A 17,463-nucleotide genomic window follows, 5' to 3' on the forward strand; every position below is an offset into this window, starting at 1 on the left:
TGGCTCAGCAATCTCAAATGACTTACTTTCAAATCTTTCGATTTTCGTGTAGCCACTTGTGATGCTGATAATCTTTTTGACTATCAGTCTGAGCTCACAAGCACCCACACGAATTGCTTGATTCAGTTGTTAAAGAGCGGTTGGTTAAGAACTTTTCGTCTCAACCGAGGCGCGCATTCTACGCTTTCCTCAGAGCCTGTCAAGCGTTTATTTTGAAGTTTTTCAGTTGCTTTCGATTAAAAAGCCTTTCAACTTCAACCACTTGACTCGCTGCGATCTCTCGTCAGCGGGAGGCGAATTCTACAGCGTTTCAAACCGCTGTCAACTGCCTTTTTCACCGCTGCCGATCTTTCGATCGAAGCACCTCCGGATGACCCTGGAACCGCTAACTCTTTGAAACTCAAGGAGTTTTCAGTTCCGACTGCGCCGGAAGTGGGGCGAATTATAGACACATCCGCGGGGGCGTCAAGGACTTATTTCAACTTTGTTTCAGCGGGGGCGTTTTGGCTATTAGCCACAAGCTGCAAGCTGCAAGTAAAAGCGGCAGCACCGCTTTCAACTTGCAGCTTGCAGCTTGCAGCTAGTCGCTGCTAAAGCCTTAAAGGCTCGGGAAGGCAAACTGCGACGCTTCATGGCTGGCACGTTGCGGCCAGCGCTGGGTAATGGCTTTGCGGCGGGTGTAGAAACGCACGCCATCCGGGCCATAGGCATGCAGGTCGCCGAACAGCGAACGCTTCCAGCCGCCGAAGCTGTGGTAAGCCACCGGCACCGGCAGCGGGACGTTGACGCCGACCATGCCCACTTCGATCTCGTCGCAGAACAGGCGCGCCGCTTCACCGTCACGGGTAAAGATGCAGGTGCCGTTGCCGTATTCGTGTTCGTTGATCAGGCGCATGGCCTCTTCCAGGCTGTCGACGCGTACCACGCAGAGTACCGGCCCGAAGATCTCTTCTTTATAGATGCTCATCTCGGTCGTCACGCGGTCGAACAGGGTACCGCCGACAAAGTAGCCGTCTTCATTACCGGCAACCCGGTAGCCACGGCCGTCGACCACCAGCTGCGCACCAGCAGCCACACCTTGGTCGATGTAGCCAACCACCTTGTCACGGGCTGCGGCGGTAACCAGCGGGCCCATGTCCAGGCCGCAGGAGGTACCGGCACCAATCTTCAACGCCTTGATCTGTGGTTCGAGTTTGGCGATCAGCGCATCGGCCACCTGGTCGCCAACGCAAACGGCCACCGAGATCGCCATGCAGCGCTCGCCGCAAGAACCGTAGGCTGCGCCCATCAGCGCGCTGACCGCGTTGTCCAGGTCGGCATCAGGCATCAGCACCGCGTGGTTCTTCGCCCCGCCCAGGGCCTGAACGCGCTTGCCGCGCTTGGTGCCTTCGGCATAGATGTACTCGGCGATCGGCGTCGAGCCAACGAAGCTCAGGGCCTTGACCTCTGGCGCCTCGATCAGCGCATCCACCGCTTCCTTGTCACCGTGCACAACGTTGAGCACGCCTTTAGGCAGGCCGGCTTCATGCAGCAGTTGGGCAATCAGCAGGGTCGAGCTCGGATCACGTTCCGATGGCTTGAGGATGAAGCAGTTACCGCAGGCGATTGCCAGTGGGTACATCCACAGCGGCACCATGGCCGGGAAGTTGAACGGGGTAATACCGGCCACTACGCCCAGCGGCTGGAAGTCGGACCAGGCATCGATGTTCGGGCCAACGTTGCGGCTGTACTCGCCCTTGAGCACTTCCGGCGCGGCGCAGGCAAACTCGACGTTCTCGATACCGCGCTTGAGTTCACCGGCGGCGTCTTCCACGGTTTTGCCGTGCTCTTCGCTGATCAGCTGGGAGATACGCGCTTCATTCTGCTCCAGCAGTTGCTTGAAGCGGAACATTACCTGGGCGCGTTTGGCCGGCGGCGTGTTGCGCCAAGCCGGGAAGGCGGCCTTGGCCGAGTCGATGGCCTGCTGCACGGTTTGCTTGCTGGCCAGGGCAACCTTGTGGATAGTCTGGCCAGTGGACGGGTTGAAGACATCGGCGGTGCGCGTGTCGGCAGCAACCAGTTCGCCGTTGATCAGGTGTTGAACAGTGCTCATGCAGAACTCCAGAAAGAGGGTATGCCTGGGCGCGAGATCACTCGCGCCCGCTGCTTATATATAGAGGGACAATCAATCGACCTGGTTGATGGCCTCGCCGACCGCATCGAACAGGCGGTCCAGTTCCTGCGGCTGGCTGTTGAAGGTTGGGCCGAACTGCAGGGTGTCGCCGCCGAAGCGTACATAGAAGCCGGCTTTCCACAGCTTCATGGCGATCTCGTATGGACGCACGATGGCGTCACCGTCGCGGGCGGCAATCTGGATGGCGCCGGCCAGGCCGTAGTTACGGATGTCGATGATGTTCTTCGCGCCCTTGACCCCGTGCAGCACCTTCTCGAAGTGCGGCGACAGTTCGGCGGCCGATTGCACCAGGTTTTCTTTCTCCAGCAGGTCCAGCGCGGCGAGACCGGCGGCGCAGGCGACCGGGTGCGCCGAGTAGGTGTAGCCGTGGGGGAATTCCACCGCGTATTCCGGGGTCGGCTGGTTCATGAAGGTCTGGTAGATCTCGCTGCTGGCGATCACCGCGCCCATCGGGATGGCGCCGTTGGTGACTTGCTTGGCGATGCACATCAGATCCGGGGTGACGCCGAAGGCATCGGCACCGAACATCGAGCCCATGCGGCCAAAGCCGGTGATGACTTCGTCGAAGATCAGCAGGATGTTGTGCTGGTCGCAGATTTCCCGCAGACGCTTCAGGTAGCCCTTCGGCGGTGGCAGTACACCTGCGGAACCGGCCAGCGGCTCGACAATCAGCGCGGCGATGTTCGAAGCATCGTGCAGCTCAATCAGCTTGAGCATTTCATCGGCCAGGGCGATACCGCCCTCCTCCGGCATGCCTTTGGTGAAGGCATTGCCCGGCAGCAGGGTGTGCGGAATGTGATCGACGTCGAGCAACTGGCCGAACAGCTTGCGGTTGCCGTTGACGCCACCCAGGCTGGTACCGGCGATATTCACCCCGTGATAGCCACGGGCACGGCCGATCAGCTTGGTCTTGGTGGCCTGGCCTTTCAGGCGCCAGTAGGCACGGACCATCTTCACCGCGGTGTCGGCGCACTCGGAACCGGAGTTGGTATAGAAGACGTGATTGAGGTTGCCCGGGGTCAGGTCGGTGATTTTCTCGGCCAGCTGGAACGACAGCGGGTGGCCGAACTGGAAAGCCGGCGAGTAATCGAGCACGCCCAATTGGCGCGATACTGCTTCCTGGATCTGCTTACGGGTGTGACCGGCGCCGCAAGTCCACAAGCCGGACAGGGCGTCATAAATCTTGCGGCCCTTGTCGTCGGTCAGGTAGCTGCCTTCGGCGGCGACGATCAGCCGTGGATCGCGCTGAAAATTGCGGTTGGCGGTGTAGGGCATCCAGTGGGCGTCCAGCTTGAGCTGGCTGGCCAGACCGACAGGAGCGTTTTCAGGCAGATTCATCGGACAAGTCCTCGCAAGGCAATTGGGCAGCGACAAGTGTTGTTGTGCCTAAATTGGCATGGGCTTAAGGTTTGGAAAATCTGGCTTTTCTAATCTTCAGATCACCACCGGCTAAACATTAATTCACAACATCCAGCCGCAACGATGTTACAAAGTGTTTCCATGCACCCCGGCAAGGCGCATGATGCGGGCGGCCCCTTCAGGAGACTTGGCGCAGGACGCGCAAGCACACTCACCATGAAAACCATCCTGTGTTTACTGATCTGCGCCCTGGTTGGCGCCGCCGTACAGTTTGCCGGTGTGCCTCACGGGCTGTTGCTGGGCGCCATCGTCGCCAGCGCCATGTTGGTCAGCCGGCTGCGCTTTACCCCCGACCTGCGCTTTGGTCTGGAATACGTGCAACTGGTCATGGGTATCGCCACCGGCTTGATGTTCGAAGCCTGGGACAGCGACACGGTGGCCAGCATCCTGCCGAGCCTGGGTTTTCTGCTGCTGTGCCTGAGTGCGCAGATTGCCATCGCCGGCCTGTGGCTGTTCAGGGGGTGCGGCTGGAACCTCAAGGATTCACTGCTGGCGGTGTACCCCGGCGCCCTGGCTGCGGTGTTCGACTTGCTCGAGTCGGAACGGGCTTCGAGCAAGGTGATCGTTGTGCACCTGATGCGCCTGGTGTCGATTACCCTGCTGGTCAGCCTGAGCATTCGCGCCGGTAGCGATGTCCCTGCAAGCGCGAGCACCGCGCTTAATCCAGGCCTGTTGCTGACCCTGGCGTCGCTGCTTGCCCTGTGCATCCTGCTCGGGCGCCTGCTGCTCAAGCTTGGTGTTCCTGCGCCCTTCATGCTCACGGCGATCATCGCCACGGCGGCCTATGTAAAGATGGGCTTGCTCCAGGCGTTTCATCTGCCCGGCTGGAGCGTCGATTTTGCCGCGCTGATCCTCGGTGTGCTGATCGGCGCCAGGTTCAGGGAAATCAGCCTCAAGGAGCTGGTCCGTCACGGCGGCGCCGGGCTGATGTCGGTGGGCCTGATGCTGCTGGTCGCTGCCGTCTTTGCCGGGGTGGCCGCCAAGGTGCTAGGCAGTGATCCATTCACTTTGTGGCTGGCCTACATGCCCGGGGCCATCGAAACCATTGCCATCGTCGCCTTCAGCGGTGGGCTGAACGTGGTGCTGGTGCTGTCGCACCACCTGGTGCGCATGCTGCTGTTGCACTTTGCCCCGGCCCTGCTCGTCCAGGCGCGCCGCTGGCGCGAGAATGTCTGATCAGCGTATGTTGTCTGCCTTTCATGTTCCTCAACGCAAAGGCATCGCGTGAAACGTCCACAACCCCTGGCCCAGGTCAGCGATTTCGATATCCGCCTGCTGAAGATCTACCGCAGCGTGGTGGAGTGCGGCGGCTTTTCGGCCGCCGAGAACGTCCTGGGCATCGGCCGCTCGGCCATCAGCCAGCAGATGAGCGACCTTGAGCAGCGCCTGGGCCTGCGCCTGTGCCAGCGCGGGCGCGCCGGTTTTTCGCTGACCGAGGAGGGCCGCGAGGTGTATCAATCGGCGTTGCAATTGCTCAGCGCCCTGGAAAGCTTTCGCACCGAGGTCAACGGCCTGCACCAGCATTTGCGTGGCGAACTGAACATCGGCCTGACCGACAACCTGGTGACCCTGCCGCACATGCGCATCACCCACGCCCTGGCCCAGCTCAAGGACCGCGGCCCGGACGTGCGGATCCAGATCCGCATGATCGCCCCCAGCCAGGTCGAGCAAGGCGTGCTCGATGGCAGCCTGCACGTTGGCGTGGTGCCGCAGACCAGCCCGCTGTCGGGCCTTGAGTACCAGCCGCTGTACAGCGAACGTTCGCTGCTGTACTGCGCGGTCGGTCATCCGTTGTTTTACGCCGACGACCGGCAACTGGACGATGAGCGCCTCAACAGCCAGGACGCCATCGCCCCGACCTTCCGCCTGCCCGCCGATGTCCAGGCCCATTACCAGGCGCTCAACTGCACCGCCAGTGCCTCGGACCGCGAAGGCATGGCCTTCCTGATTCTGACCGGGCGCTACATCGGCTACCTGCCCGACCACTACGCGACCTTCTGGGTACAACAAGGCCGGCTGCGGGCACTCAAGCCCGCCGAGCGCTTTTATGACCTGAGCCTGTGCTGGGTAACGCGCAAGGGCCGGCGCCCGCACCTGGTCCTGGAAAGCTTCCTCGAAAGCCTGGCGGCTACTCGCTGAGGGCTAATGCTGGTAGGTTAGCCAGTCATAAGAGATACCCATTGCCTTGTCTGGAATCGTTCATGACCTTTGAAGTCCCTGCGCATCGCCTCCAAGCCTCGGGCAAGCCCGCCGGCCGCATTCGCCAGAAGAACGAGCAGGCCATCATCCAGGCCGCCGAGGACGAATTCGCCCGCCACGGTTTCAAGGGCACCAGCATGAACACCATCGCCCTCAAGGCCGGGCTGCCCAAGGCCAACCTGCATTACTACTTCACCAACAAGCTCGGCCTGTATGTGGCGGTGCTGAGCAACATCATCGAGTTGTGGGACAGCACCTTCAACGCCCTGACCGTCGACGACGACCCGGCCCTGGCCTTGAGCAGCTACATTCGCACCAAGATGGAATTCTCCCGGCGCAACCCGCAAGCCTCGCGGATCTTCGCCATGGAGATCATCAGCGGCGGTCAGTGCCTGAGCGACTATTTCAGCGAAGACTACCGTGCCTGGTTCAAGGGCCGTGCCGCGGTGTTCCAGGCCTGGATCGACGCCGGCAAGATGGACCCGGTCGACCCGGTGCACCTGATCTTCCTGCTCTGGGGCAGCACCCAGCACTATGCCGACTTCGCCACCCAGATCTGCCAGGTCACCGGCCGCAGCCGCCTGACCAAGCAGGACATGGAAGATGCCAGCAACAATCTTATCCAAATCATTCTTAAAGGCTGTGGCCTGACACCTCGCGACTGAACCTGCCTTATGCCTTTTACCCTGCTCGACACCTGCGAGTTTCGCGAAGAGATTCGCAAGAGCCGTTTCATCACCCTGGCTGCGCCAATCAGCAGCCCGGCCGAAGCCATGAGCTTCATCGAACGCCACAGCGACCTCGCCGCCACCCACAATTGCTGGGCCTGGAAACTGGGCGGGCAATACCGCAGCAGCGACGACGGCGAACCCGGCGGCACCGCCGGGCGGCCAATCCTGGCGGCCATCGAGGCGCAGGACTGCGACCAGGTGGTAGTCTTGGTGATCCGCTGGTACGGCGGCATTCAACTGGGCACCGGCGGCCTGGCCCGCGCTTACGGCGGCGGCGCCAACAAGTGCCTGCAGCAGGCAGAAAAGCGCTTGCTGGTCAGCCGCAGCGAACTGACCTGCAGTTGCAGCTTCAGCGAATTGGCACTGCTCAAATTGCGCGTGGCCGAGGCTGATGGCCTGGTGCTGGACGAACAGTTCACCGCCAATGGCGTCGACCTGCGTCTGGCCCTGGGCGAGGAACAGATCGAGGCGCTGCAACGCCAGCTGGCCGACCTCAGCCGTGGCCGCATCCTGCTGGAACGGGCCTGAACATTTGCCCACATTCACTGTGGGCCCGGCTGTGGATAAGCTCTGGGCATTCGCCTGCGAGCCTTTAACCACGGGGCCTGCAGAAGAACGATCATATTTTGATCAAGATTTCATGACAGCGCTTGAACTGGCGAAAAATCAGTAAGTTATCCCCAGTTATTGCGCATGCAAGCCACCACTACACGGCTTGTACCCAGCCTGCATGCTTGCACACAAATACTGTGGAGCAAGCTGTGGATAAGCCGTGCACCCCTGCGCCAACGGCTTGCCGGGCCACGGCTTGGCTAGACTGGTTATTCTTTGATCAACGTTTGATAACCCTCGAAAGGAGTTCTCCATGTCCACGAATAAAATCGCCCTGATCATCGGCGCCTCGCGCGGCCTGGGCCTTGGCCTGGTGCAACGCCTGGTGGAAGACGGCTGGAACGTGATCGCTACCGTGCGCGACCCGGCCAAGGCCGATATCCTCAGCGCCCTGCCCGGCGTGCAGGTCGAAACCCTGGAAATGAACAGTGGCAGCCAACTGGATGCCCTCCAGCAACGTTTGCAGGGGCAGGTGTTTGACCTGCTGTTCGTCAATGCCGGGGTCATGGGCCCGGGTGACCAGAACCCTGAGCGCGCACAACTGGCCGATGTGGGCGAGCTGTTCCTGACCAATGCCGTATCGCCCATTCGCGTGGCCCAGCGCCTGGCCCCGCGACTGCGCGAAGACGGCGTGCTGGCGTTCATGAGTTCGATCCTTGGCAGCGTCGCCATTCCCGACGGCAGCGAGATGTGCCTGTACAAGGCCAGCAAGGCGGCCTTGAACTCGATGATCAACAGCTTCGTTACTCTGCAACAGCCACAGCAAACCGTCCTGGCCATGCACCCGGGCTGGGTGAAAACCGACATGGGTGGGGAAAACGCCGAGATCGACGTGCTCACCAGCACCCGCGGCATGCTTGAGCAGATCAAGGCCAATGCCGGCAAAGGCGGCCTGCAATTCATCAACTACAAAGGCGAAAACCTGATCTGGTGAAACCTTGCGCGGTGGGTGTAGACTCGACACCTCGCCCACCGCGGCGGACCTGGATCAGCAGACAGGGCAACACTGAGCTGGCTAACCTGAACCCACTTTCAGAGGAGCCGGCACCATGCCTGCGACCCGTATCTGGTTGAAAAACCCCCTGGCCATCTTCACCGCCAACACCCTCGACGCCCGTGGCGGCCTGGTCATCGAAGACGGCCGTATCAACGAAGTTCTCGGCCTAGGGCAAGCCCCGGCCCGCCCCTGTGGACAAGTCTTCGACGCCCGCGAACACGTGGTGCTGCCGGGGCTTATCAACACCCACCACCACTTCTACCAGACCCTGACCCGCGCCTGGGCGCCGGTGGTCAATCAGCCTTTGTTCCCCTGGCTGAAAACCCTCTACCCGGTCTGGGCCCGGCTGACCCCGGCCAAGCTTGAACTGGCGACCCGCGTGGCCCTGGCCGAGCTGTTACTGTCGGGCTGCACCACTGCCGCCGACCACCATTACCTGTTCCCCGATGGCCTGGAAAACGCCATCGACGTGCAGGTCGAAGCGGTGCGCAAACTGGGCATGCGCGCCATGCTCACCCGTGGCTCCATGAGCCTGGGCGAAGCCGACGGCGGCCTGCCGCCGCAACAGACAGTGCAACAGGGCGAAGTGATCCTGGCCGACAGCCAGCGACTTATCCACAGCTACCACGAGCGTGGCGACGGTGCGCAGATCCAGATCGCCCTGGCCCCCTGCTCGCCGTTCTCGGTCACCCCTGAGATCATGCGCGCCAGCGCTGACCTCGCCGCAGAGCTGGACGTGCGCCTGCACACCCACCTGGCTGAAACCCTCGACGAAGAAGACTTCTGCCTGCAGCGTTTCGGCCTGCGCACGGTCGATTACCTCGACAGCGTCGGCTGGCTCGGGCCGCGCACCTGGCTGGCCCATGGCATCCATTTCAATCCGGACGAGATCGCCCGCCTGGGCGCCGCCGGCACCGGCATCTGCCATTGCCCGAGTTCAAACATGCGCCTGGCTTCGGGCATCTGCCCGACCCTGGAACTGACCGGCGCCGGCGCGCCAGTGGGCTTGGGCGTGGACGGTTCGGCCTCCAACGACGCGTCGAACATGATCCTCGAAGCGCGCCAGGCCCTGTACCTGCAACGGCTTCGCTATGGCGCCGAGGCGATCACCCCGGAGCTGGTGCTGGGCTGGGCCACCCGCGGCTCGGCGCAGTTGCTCGGGCGTACCGACATCGGCGAACTGGCGGTGGGCAAACAGGCTGACCTGGCCTTGTTCAAACTCGATGAACTGCGCTTCTCCGGTAGCCACGATCCACTCTCGGCGCTGCTGCTATGCGGCGCCGACCGCGCTGACCGGGTCATGGTCGGCGGCCAGTGGCGGGTGACCGATGGCCAGATCGAAGGCCTCGACGTGCAGAAACTGATCGCCGATCACCGTCAGGCCGCCGCCCAGTTGATCGCTGGCTGAAGGCTCAAAGGCCGAGCAATGCCAGCATGATGAAGGTGGCGAACAGCACGAAGTGGGTCATGCCCTCGATCGCGTTGGTTTCGCCATCGTTCAGGTTGATCGCGCTGACAATCAGGGTGATGAAGATCATCACCGTTTGCACCGGTGTCATGGCCATCTGGAACGGCTGGCCAGTGTAGAGCGCCATCGCCTCCATCAGCGGAACGGTCAATATCACCGTGGACAGCGACGCGCCCAGGGCGATATTGACCACCGACTGCATGCGGTTGGCCAATGCTGCGCGCAAGGCAGTGAGAATCTCCGGGGCGGCAGAAATGGCCGCCACCACAATAGCCATCAGCACCGGCGGCGCGCCGCTGCCTTCGAGGCCGTAGTCCAGGGTGTGCGACATGACTTCGGCAAGCAGGCCGATGATCACCACGCCGCTGACCAGAATCGCGATCGAGCGGACTTTATTCACCGGCGCCGGTGTACCGCCCTGCGGGTCGCGGCGCTTTTTCTGTGGATAGCTGTAACTGAAGAAGTAACTGTGCGGCCCGACCTGCATGCGCAGGAACAAGGCATAGAGCACCACCATCGCGGCGATGGTGAACCCCGAATAGAGCTTCCAGTCGGCCCGCGGAATGAACTCCGGCACCACCATCGACACGCCCATGGCAGTCATGATCATCACGCTATAGGTGCGCGCCGAATCATCGTTGTACGACTGCTCGCCATGCTTGAGCCCGCCCATCAGCGCGGCCAGGCCGAGGATGCCATTGATGTCGAGCATCACCGCCGAATAGATGGTGTCCCGCACCAGGGTCGGCGACGCCTGGTTGCTCATCATGATCGCCAGGATCAACACCTCGACCAGCACCGCCGACAGGGTCAGGATCATGGTGCCGTAAGGGTCGCCGACTTTTTCCGCAAGCAGCTCGGCGTGCTGGGCCACGCGCATCGAGGCACAGATGATCGCCGCCACCAGCACCGCGCCGGCAAACAGCGCCACGCCATGGCCATGTCCGAGCAGTTGGCCCTGCAGCGGCCAGGCCAGCGCGGCCAGCAGCACTGCGAGCAGCAGCGGCTTTTCCTGATTAAGAAGTGCAAGCATCGGCGGCCCTGCGCAGGTGGGTACTGGCTAGTGACTGTAGTCACTGTAGAAGGTTTCCCCGGCCAACCGCCTGGTCAGCTTTCTCCGCGCGGGCAGCGCAAGCTCTGTAGAATGGCGGCAACCGCACCTGATGAGATTTCACCACTATGTACGACTGGCTTAACGCTCTGCCCAAGGCAGAATTGCACCTGCACCTGGAAGGATCGCTGGAGCCCGAGTTGCTGTTCGCCCTGGCCGAGCGCAACAAGATCGCCCTGCCCTGGAATGATGTCGAAGCCCTGCGCGACGCCTACGCGTTCAACAACCTGCAAGAATTTCTCGACCTCTACTATCAGGGTGCCGACGTATTGCGCACCGAGCAGGACTTCTACGACCTGACCTGGGCCTATCTGCAGCGCTGCAAGGCGCAGAACGTGATTCACACCGAGCCGTTCTTCGACCCGCAGACCCACACCGATCGCGGTATCCCTTTCGAAGTGGTGCTCAACGGCATCAGCGGCGCACTCAAGGATGGCCAGCAACAACTGGGCATCAGCAGCGGCCTGATCCTCAGCTTCCTGCGCCACCTCAGTGAAGAAGAAGCGCACAAGACCCTCGACCAGGCCCTGCCGTTTCGCGATGCCTTCATCGCCGTCGGCCTCGACAGCTCGGAAATGGGCCATCCGCCGAGCAAGTTCCAGCGCGTGTTCGACCGTGCCCGCAGTGAAGGCTTCCTGACCGTTGCCCACGCCGGTGAAGAAGGCCCGCCCGAGTACATCTGGGAAGCGATCGACCTGCTCAAGATCCAGCGGATCGACCACGGCGTGCGCGCCATCGAGGACGAGCGGCTGATGCAGCGGATCATCGACGAGCAAATCCCGCTGACCGTCTGCCCACTGTCCAACACCAAGTTGTGCGTGTTCGACCATATGAGCCAGCACAACATCCTCGACATGCTCGAGCGTGGCGTGAAGGTCACGGTCAATTCCGATGACCCGGCGTACTTCGGTGGCTACGTCACCGAGAACTTCCAAGCCCTGCATGAACACCTGGGCATGACCCAGGAACAGGCACGGCGCCTGGCGCAGAACAGCCTGGATGCGCGGTTGGTCAAACCCTGACGGGCGGAAGGTGGGAACGGATTCGCCACGAAGGGTCGCACAGCGGCCCCACAGACCGGACTGCGATGCAGTCCTTCGCGGCGATCCGACGTACCGGTGAATCTGCTCCCACTCCGCCCCCCGGAAGTTGTGCCAACCCCGAGTGTCACGGCATCTGCCTTCGGGCGCATTGTCAGCAGCGACCTCGCCAGACACCGTACCTCCTGGGTTCAGCCAGCAGTCTTCAACACGGCAACCTGGGCCATACGGTTGATGTGAGCCAGACCTGCGGCACTGATCTGCAGCATGCGCGAGGTTTCACTCTCGCGGATCCAGCCAGACTGCAAGAACAGCTTGAGCAGGCTACTGCCCAGCGCGCCGCCCAGATGCGGGCGATGATCACTCCACTCACTGCAACAGCGGCAACTGCTGAAGCTTCGACGTTGATGCTGGGCCAGCGCCTCGATGAAAATGCCGTAGGTGGCGAACTGGCTACGTCCATACTGGGTGACTTCGATGTGCTGCTCGCTGCCCTCCAGCCAGCCAGCATCGAACAGGCGCTGATAAAGGTCCGCCGCCAGCTCGCCCCCCAGGTGATCACCGCACAGCCTCGCCCGGCGCATGGACAACGGGATGCCGCCCACCTCTTGTTCGCGGCTGTCTTCGGGGGTTTTGACCTGAACACTGGCCAGCGCTTCGACAGCCGCGCCGACCTCCGGCGCGGCCAGCCTGAAATAACGTTTGCGCCCCCGCGGCTCCAGCTTCAACAAGCCACTGGCCGACAACCTGGCCAGGTGGGCACAGGCCGAAGAAGGCGTCAGCCCGGCCATGCTGGCAAGCTCATCGGAAGGACGGGCCATACCATCGATCAAGGCCCATAGCATTGCACTGCGTTTCGGGTCGGCCAACAAGCTGGCGATCTGGCTGATACTTGTTACTGGCTTCATATCTCAAACTCCCTGCGAGATCATGTCTGATATCGATTGATTAACCATGTCGGCAGCATTTACTGCGAGGTGTCCGATGCCAGAAAAGCAGGAAGTGGAAGTTATCAGAACGTCGTGTGAGAGGCGTCAGTTGCCGCCCTGGACATGGAAGTATCTCTCGCTGGAAATGACTGCTGGATCCATTATAAGCCGCGTTGCGCGAACTTAATCCGGCGGATCTCCATGGTATGGGCAACCTTGGCAGGGGCCGTCTTCAAAGGCTCTGCAGAGACGTTTGCACATCTGCAGCCCAAGCCCCACGTTACATATCTTGCCCGCAACTGGCGGATTATTCTTGACGTTATATCGCCAGATAAAACCTACAATAAATTTTACTGTAACTCACAAATGCTACCTGCTAACCACGTAGGAATGTGGGAAATTCAAATTACTTTAGCCTGTAATACCAGGCAACTTCTCAAACAATGCCTGACAACGAGCTCGAAGCATATTTCGCAACAACTGCACCGGCTTGCCCAGTTGCGCCCGGTGCGTGCACATCAGGTTCAACGGCGCGGCTTCACCATGCACGTGAGGCAACAGTAACCTCAAGCGCCCGGCCTGCACGTCATAGGCCACATCCAGCCAGGACTTGTAAGCGATGCCGACACCCGCCAGCGCCCAGCGCCGAACCACATCGGCATCGTCACAAAAGCGATCGCCGCTGACGCTCACGCCCACCTCATTGGCGCCCTCGCCAAAGCGCCAATGGTCATGCACGCGGTTGCCAAGCTGGTACAGCAGGCAATTGTGCTGGGCCAGATGCGCGACTTCCATCGGCGCGCCGTACCGGGCCAGGTAGGCGGGTGAGGCACACAGCACCCGACGGTTGTCCGCGCACACTGGCAAGGCCACCAGGCTTGAGTCTTCCGGGGCGCCATAGCGCAGGGCGATATCGGCCGGCTGGCGAAACAGGTCGGCATTGCGGTCGCCCAGCAACAGGCGCAGGTTCAGTTGCGGATGTTCGTGCTGCAGTTCATCGAGCCACGGCAACAGTACGTTGCGACCAAAATCGGACGGTGCCGACAACAGCAAGGTACCGCTGACTTGATCCTGCCCATGGGCCAGGATTCGCCGGCCCTCCTCCAGGCTCGCCAGGGCGGAACGGGCATGCTGCAAAAATCCCTCGCCCTCGGCGGTCAACCGCAGGTTGCGGGTCGAACGCGCCAGCAGGCGCACGCCCAATTGCTGCTCCAGACGCTTGAGCGAGGCGCTGGCCACCGCCGGTGACAAGTCGAGCAGGCGCGCCGCCGCCGACAGGCTGCCCAGTTCGGCGGCACGAACGAACAACTGCAGATCATCGATACGCACCCAACACACCCGCCATTATCAAAATAATATTGAAAGTATCTGTAGTTTTAGCGGCTTTTAACCGCAAGTGAAAGCACCAATCATGGCCCGCATTGACCACCCCACCGAGGAATCTCCATGAAAGCCATTGCCTACTATCACTCCCTGCCCATCAGCGATGCAGCAGCCCTGCAGGACATCGAACTGCCAGCCCCGGAGCCTGGCCCACGCGACTTGCTGGTGGAGGTGCGGGCGATCTCGGTGAACCCGGTGGATACCAAGGTGCGCCAGAACGTGCAGCCAGAGGCTGGCGCCGCCAAGGTGCTGGGCTGGGACGTGGCCGGGGTGGTCAAGGCGGTGGGCAGCGAGGTCAGCCTGTTCCAGCCGGGTGACAAGGTCTACTACGCAGGCTCCATCGCCCGTGCCGGCGGCAACAGCGAGCTGCACGTGGTGGATGAGCGCATCGTCGGCCACATGCCGAAAACCCTCGGCTTTGCCGAAGCGGCGGCGCTGCCGTTGACCGCCATCACGGCCTGGGAGCTGCTGTTCGAACGCCTGCAAATCGCTGAAGGCCAGCAGGACCTGGGCCAGAGCCTGTTGATCGTCGGTGCCGCCGGCGGGGTCGGCTCGATCCTCACGCAACTGGCCAGCAAACTCACCGGCCTCAGCGTGATTGGCAGCGCCTCGCGCCCGCAAACCCAGGACTGGGTCCGTGAGCTAGGTGCCGATAACGTCGTCGATCACAGCCAGCCGCTGGCCGCCGCACTCAAGGCCCAGGGCATCGAGCAGGTCACCCACGTGGCCAGCCTGACCCAGACCGACCAGCACCTTGATCAACTGGTCGAAGCCCTGGCACCGCAAGGCAAACTGGCGCTGATCGATGATCCCAAACAGCTGGACGTGACCAAACTCAAGCGCAAGAGCCTGTCGCTGCACTGGGAGTTCATGTACACCCGCTCGCTGTTCGAAACCGCCGACATGCTCGAACAGCACAAGCTGCTCAACCGGGTGGCCGAACTGATCGACAGCGGCACGCTGAAAACCACCCTCGGCGAGCACTTCGGCACCATCAATGCCGCCAACCTGCGCCGCGCCCATGCCCTGCTGGAAAGCGGTGCGGCCAAGGGCAAGATCGTCCTCGAAGGCTTCTGAAAAGGCGCGCCCACCTCGTTTACGGGGTGGGCGCGACCGTCAGTCCGACAACTGACCCAGGTCATTCCGCTGCCCGTGGCCGGCGCTACAATGCATCAGCCAACGCCAACCTCAGGTATGCAGATATGAATATCCAGGTCAGTGCATCAGCAAAAAAGCCCGGCTGCCCCTGGCAGGTCCAGCTCGACCAGCACGTGGTCAGCTTTCGCAGCGAGGCCGAGGCCCGCGCCTTCGTCAACACCCTGCAAACCCGTCTCCAGGCACCCCACCCGCTCAAACGGAGCGGCTGAGGTTCAGCCTGCGGGTCAGCATCGCCACGCTCACCACCGCCAGGCCACACAGGCTGATGACGATGGCCATCGGCACCGCCGTGCCGTCGTGCAGCACCCCCACCAGCGCCGCCGCCGCGGCCGCCACACTGAACTGCAGGCAACCGAGCAGGGCTGAAGCGCTGCCGGCACGGGCGCCCTGCCCGCTCATGGCGCAGGCCGAGGCATTGGGGATGATGCAGCCGAGGCTGGCGATACAAATGAACAACGGAATCAGCAATGGCCACAGCGCTGCCGGGTGCAGGGCGCTGATGCCCAGCAAGGTCAGGCCCGCCGCCAGGTAAACCCACACCGCCCGGGCCAGCAAGAAGGCCGGGCCACGCTTGGCCAGCAGCCGTGCGTTGACCTGCGCCACCAGAATGAACCCCGCTGCGTTACTGCCGAACAGCCAGCCATAGTGCTCGGCCGGCACCCCATAGAGCTTGATGAAGACGAACGGCGAGCCGGCGATGTAGGCAAACATGCCAGCGATGGCGATGCCGCCGGTCAAGGCGTGGCCGAGGAAGATACGGTCCTTGAACAGCCGGCCGTACTGGCGCAGCGAACCGGACAACGGCGGGCGTGGCTGGTTGGCCGGCAGGCTTTCCGGCAGGCCCAGGGCCACGGCCAGGGTGCACAGGGCACTGAACAGGGTCAGGGCAATGAAGATCGACTGCCAGCCGTACAGGTTGACCATCAGGCCACCGAGCATAGGCGCCAGGATCGGCGCCAGGCCCATGACCAACATCAGCTGCGAGAAGACCTTGGCCGATCCCACCGCATCGCACTTGTCGCTGACGATTGCCCGCGACAGCACCATCCCGGCGCAACCGCCGAGGGCCTGGACGAAACGCGCCAGAATCAATGCATCAAGGCTCGGGGCGAAAGCGCAGGCCAGCGACGCCAGGGTGAACAGGGTCACCCCGACCAGCAGCGGAATGCGCCGGCCAAAGCGGTCGGCCACCGGCCCATAAGCCAGTTGGCCCAGCGACAGGCCAAGGAAGTATGCCGCGAGGGTGGTCTGGATGTGCTTCTCGTCGGTGCCAAAGGCCAGTGCCATGGCCGGGAAACCGGGCAGGTAGAAGTCGATCGCCAGGGGCCCGAACGCACTCAAGGCGCCGAGAATCAGGATGGTTCGCAGGTTCATCGGAAATCCGTAGCAGGCTAAGCAAGTCCGCTAGTCTAACCGCCCTGCCGGGGTTTCGCTGACAGAGTTACGCCTGCGCGATGAATCTTTTATCCATCGCGCGGGCGTCGGCGGTCAGGCTGGCTCGGCGCCGTAGCCCTCGGCACGAATTGCCTTGAGAATATTGTCTGCCGGTAAATCGCTCTGCACTTTGACCTGCTTGCGCGCCAGATCGATCTCGACCACAGCCTCATCATCATGCTCGCGAACGGCACGCGTGATAGCTTTGGCGCAATGGCCGCAGGTCATTCCTTGAACAGTGAATACTTGCATTGCAACAGCCTCCTGTGGGGTTTGAGCGCAGTTTCAAGCTTGCCATCGGGGCAAGGTCAAGTGCGAGGATTGCCTGCCGGGCTGGAAATCAGCGCGCCGCTCCGCCAAGCTGCAAGCCTGAGAATCGATTTGCAGGAGTTTGAATTCATGCGCAGGGCAGCTTTGGGCCTTTTCGGCCTGCTGGGAGTAATGGGCCTGGTGCCCGCGGCCAGTGCCGAGGGCAACGCCGACTACAGCATTCTGACCATTTCCCGCGAGCGCCTGGAAGTGGCGACCTCGTGCGAGATCGGCGTGTACCTTAATGACCAGCTTTCGGCGCGGCTGTTCCAGGAACAGTCGACCTCGTTCAACCTGCCGCCGGGCAAGGTCGCGGTGCGCCTGCGCCTGCTGCCGGCACAGATGCCGGGCTGCCAGAACGGCCTGGAGAACCAGCGCAACCAGAAGCTCACGCTTAAGGCCGGCGAGATCAATAAATACCGCATCGCCGTGGACCAGAATGGCCTCAAGCTGATCAGGGCCGGCCTGGGCTATTGACCTTCCCCGCATGGCAAGGTTGA

Annotated in this window: 17 protein-coding genes; 10 read left to right on the top strand and 7 right to left on the bottom strand. The window is 62.0% G+C overall.

From position 1 onward, the window contains the following. Window positions 1-598: 598 nt before the first annotated feature. Both JYG36_RS24070 and aptA read right to left on the bottom strand, forming a co-directional pair. The gene (locus tag JYG36_RS24070; RefSeq protein ID WP_093376381.1) at window positions 599-2,092 is read right to left on the bottom strand and encodes a CoA-acylating methylmalonate-semialdehyde dehydrogenase; all 1,494 of its coding nucleotides are present in this window, start codon (window positions 2,090-2,092) and stop codon (window positions 599-601) included. Between the two features lie 72 nt (window positions 2,093-2,164). Beyond that, window positions 2,165-3,511 (bottom strand): omega-aminotransferase AptA, encoded by a 1,347-nt coding sequence (gene aptA, locus JYG36_RS24075; protein WP_093376384.1) that lies wholly within the window; start codon window positions 3,509-3,511, stop codon window positions 2,165-2,167. Window positions 3,512-3,748: 237 nt separating this feature from the next. On the opposite strand from aptA, the gene JYG36_RS24080 reads away from it, so the two are divergent. From JYG36_RS24080 to JYG36_RS24105, 6 genes are all read left to right on the top strand, one after another. Continuing rightward, the gene (locus tag JYG36_RS24080; protein ID WP_093376388.1) at window positions 3,749-4,768 is read left to right on the top strand and encodes an AbrB family transcriptional regulator; all 1,020 of its coding nucleotides are present in this window, start codon (window positions 3,749-3,751) and stop codon (window positions 4,766-4,768) included. A gap of 48 nt (window positions 4,769-4,816) precedes the next feature. After that, window positions 4,817-5,731, top strand: coding sequence for a LysR family transcriptional regulator (locus JYG36_RS24085; protein ID WP_093376392.1), 915 nt, complete (start codon window positions 4,817-4,819; stop codon window positions 5,729-5,731). Window positions 5,732-5,793: 62 nt separating this feature from the next. Further along, a complete protein-coding gene (locus JYG36_RS24090; RefSeq protein WP_093376396.1) occupies window positions 5,794-6,456 on the top strand; it encodes a TetR/AcrR family transcriptional regulator in 663 nt (220 codons plus the stop codon). Window positions 6,457-6,465: 9 nt separating this feature from the next. Further along, entirely contained in the window at window positions 6,466-7,050 is a 585-nt protein-coding gene (locus JYG36_RS24095; protein ID WP_093376399.1) for an IMPACT family protein, read from the top strand. A 337-nt stretch (window positions 7,051-7,387) separates the two neighbouring features. After that, window positions 7,388-8,068, top strand: a complete 681-nt coding sequence (locus tag JYG36_RS24100) for an SDR family oxidoreductase (protein WP_213602529.1) — start codon at window positions 7,388-7,390, stop codon at window positions 8,066-8,068. A 115-nt stretch (window positions 8,069-8,183) separates the two neighbouring features. After that, on the top strand, window positions 8,184-9,539 hold the full coding sequence (locus tag JYG36_RS24105; protein ID WP_093376407.1) for an 8-oxoguanine deaminase: 1,356 nt from the start codon (window positions 8,184-8,186) through the stop codon (window positions 9,537-9,539). 4 nt (window positions 9,540-9,543) lie between these two features. Here the strand turns inward: JYG36_RS24105 and JYG36_RS24110 are convergent, their stop codons facing one another. After that, the gene (locus JYG36_RS24110) at window positions 9,544-10,632 is read right to left on the bottom strand and encodes a calcium:cation antiporter (RefSeq protein WP_213602531.1); all 1,089 of its coding nucleotides are present in this window, start codon (window positions 10,630-10,632) and stop codon (window positions 9,544-9,546) included. A gap of 146 nt (window positions 10,633-10,778) precedes the next feature. Between JYG36_RS24110 and JYG36_RS24115 the strand changes: the two genes are divergently transcribed. Continuing rightward, a complete protein-coding gene (locus tag JYG36_RS24115; RefSeq protein WP_045197089.1) occupies window positions 10,779-11,732 on the top strand; it encodes an adenosine deaminase in 954 nt (317 codons plus the stop codon). Between the two features lie 209 nt (window positions 11,733-11,941). Here the strand turns inward: JYG36_RS24115 and JYG36_RS24120 are convergent, their stop codons facing one another. After that, on the bottom strand, window positions 11,942-12,658 hold the full coding sequence (locus tag JYG36_RS24120; RefSeq protein WP_045197087.1) for an ArsR/SmtB family transcription factor: 717 nt from the start codon (window positions 12,656-12,658) through the stop codon (window positions 11,942-11,944). A 432-nt stretch (window positions 12,659-13,090) separates the two neighbouring features. Next, window positions 13,091-14,008 (bottom strand): transcription regulator VimR, encoded by a 918-nt coding sequence (gene vimR / locus JYG36_RS24125; protein WP_045197085.1) that lies wholly within the window; start codon window positions 14,006-14,008, stop codon window positions 13,091-13,093. Window positions 14,009-14,125: 117 nt separating this feature from the next. On the opposite strand from vimR, the gene JYG36_RS24130 reads away from it, so the two are divergent. Together JYG36_RS24130 and JYG36_RS24135 are read left to right on the top strand one after the other, a co-directional pair. Further along, a complete protein-coding gene (locus JYG36_RS24130; protein ID WP_195885616.1) occupies window positions 14,126-15,139 on the top strand; it encodes a zinc-binding alcohol dehydrogenase family protein in 1,014 nt (337 codons plus the stop codon). A 125-nt stretch (window positions 15,140-15,264) separates the two neighbouring features. Further along, entirely contained in the window at window positions 15,265-15,429 is a 165-nt protein-coding gene (locus tag JYG36_RS24135) for a hypothetical protein (RefSeq protein WP_176794194.1), read from the top strand. Here JYG36_RS24135 and JYG36_RS24140 read toward each other — a convergent pair. Continuing rightward, window positions 15,413-16,594, bottom strand: a complete 1,182-nt coding sequence (locus tag JYG36_RS24140; protein WP_123565040.1) for a multidrug effflux MFS transporter — start codon at window positions 16,592-16,594, stop codon at window positions 15,413-15,415. The two genes, JYG36_RS24135 and JYG36_RS24140, sit on opposite strands and share 17 nt — an antisense overlap. 114 nt (window positions 16,595-16,708) lie before the next feature. After that, window positions 16,709-16,906, bottom strand: a complete 198-nt coding sequence (locus JYG36_RS24145) for a heavy-metal-associated domain-containing protein (RefSeq protein ID WP_045197079.1) — start codon at window positions 16,904-16,906, stop codon at window positions 16,709-16,711. 147 nt (window positions 16,907-17,053) lie between these two features. Here JYG36_RS24145 and JYG36_RS24150 point away from each other — a divergent pair, with 147 nt between their 5' ends. After that, the gene (locus JYG36_RS24150; protein WP_045197115.1) at window positions 17,054-17,440 is read left to right on the top strand and encodes a hypothetical protein; all 387 of its coding nucleotides are present in this window, start codon (window positions 17,054-17,056) and stop codon (window positions 17,438-17,440) included. Window positions 17,441-17,463 lie beyond the last annotated feature (23 nt).

Origin of the sequence: Pseudomonas sp. SORT22, assembly GCF_018417635.1 — a bacterium.
In the GTDB taxonomy this organism is placed as follows: Bacteria; Pseudomonadota; Gammaproteobacteria; order Pseudomonadales; family Pseudomonadaceae; genus Aquipseudomonas.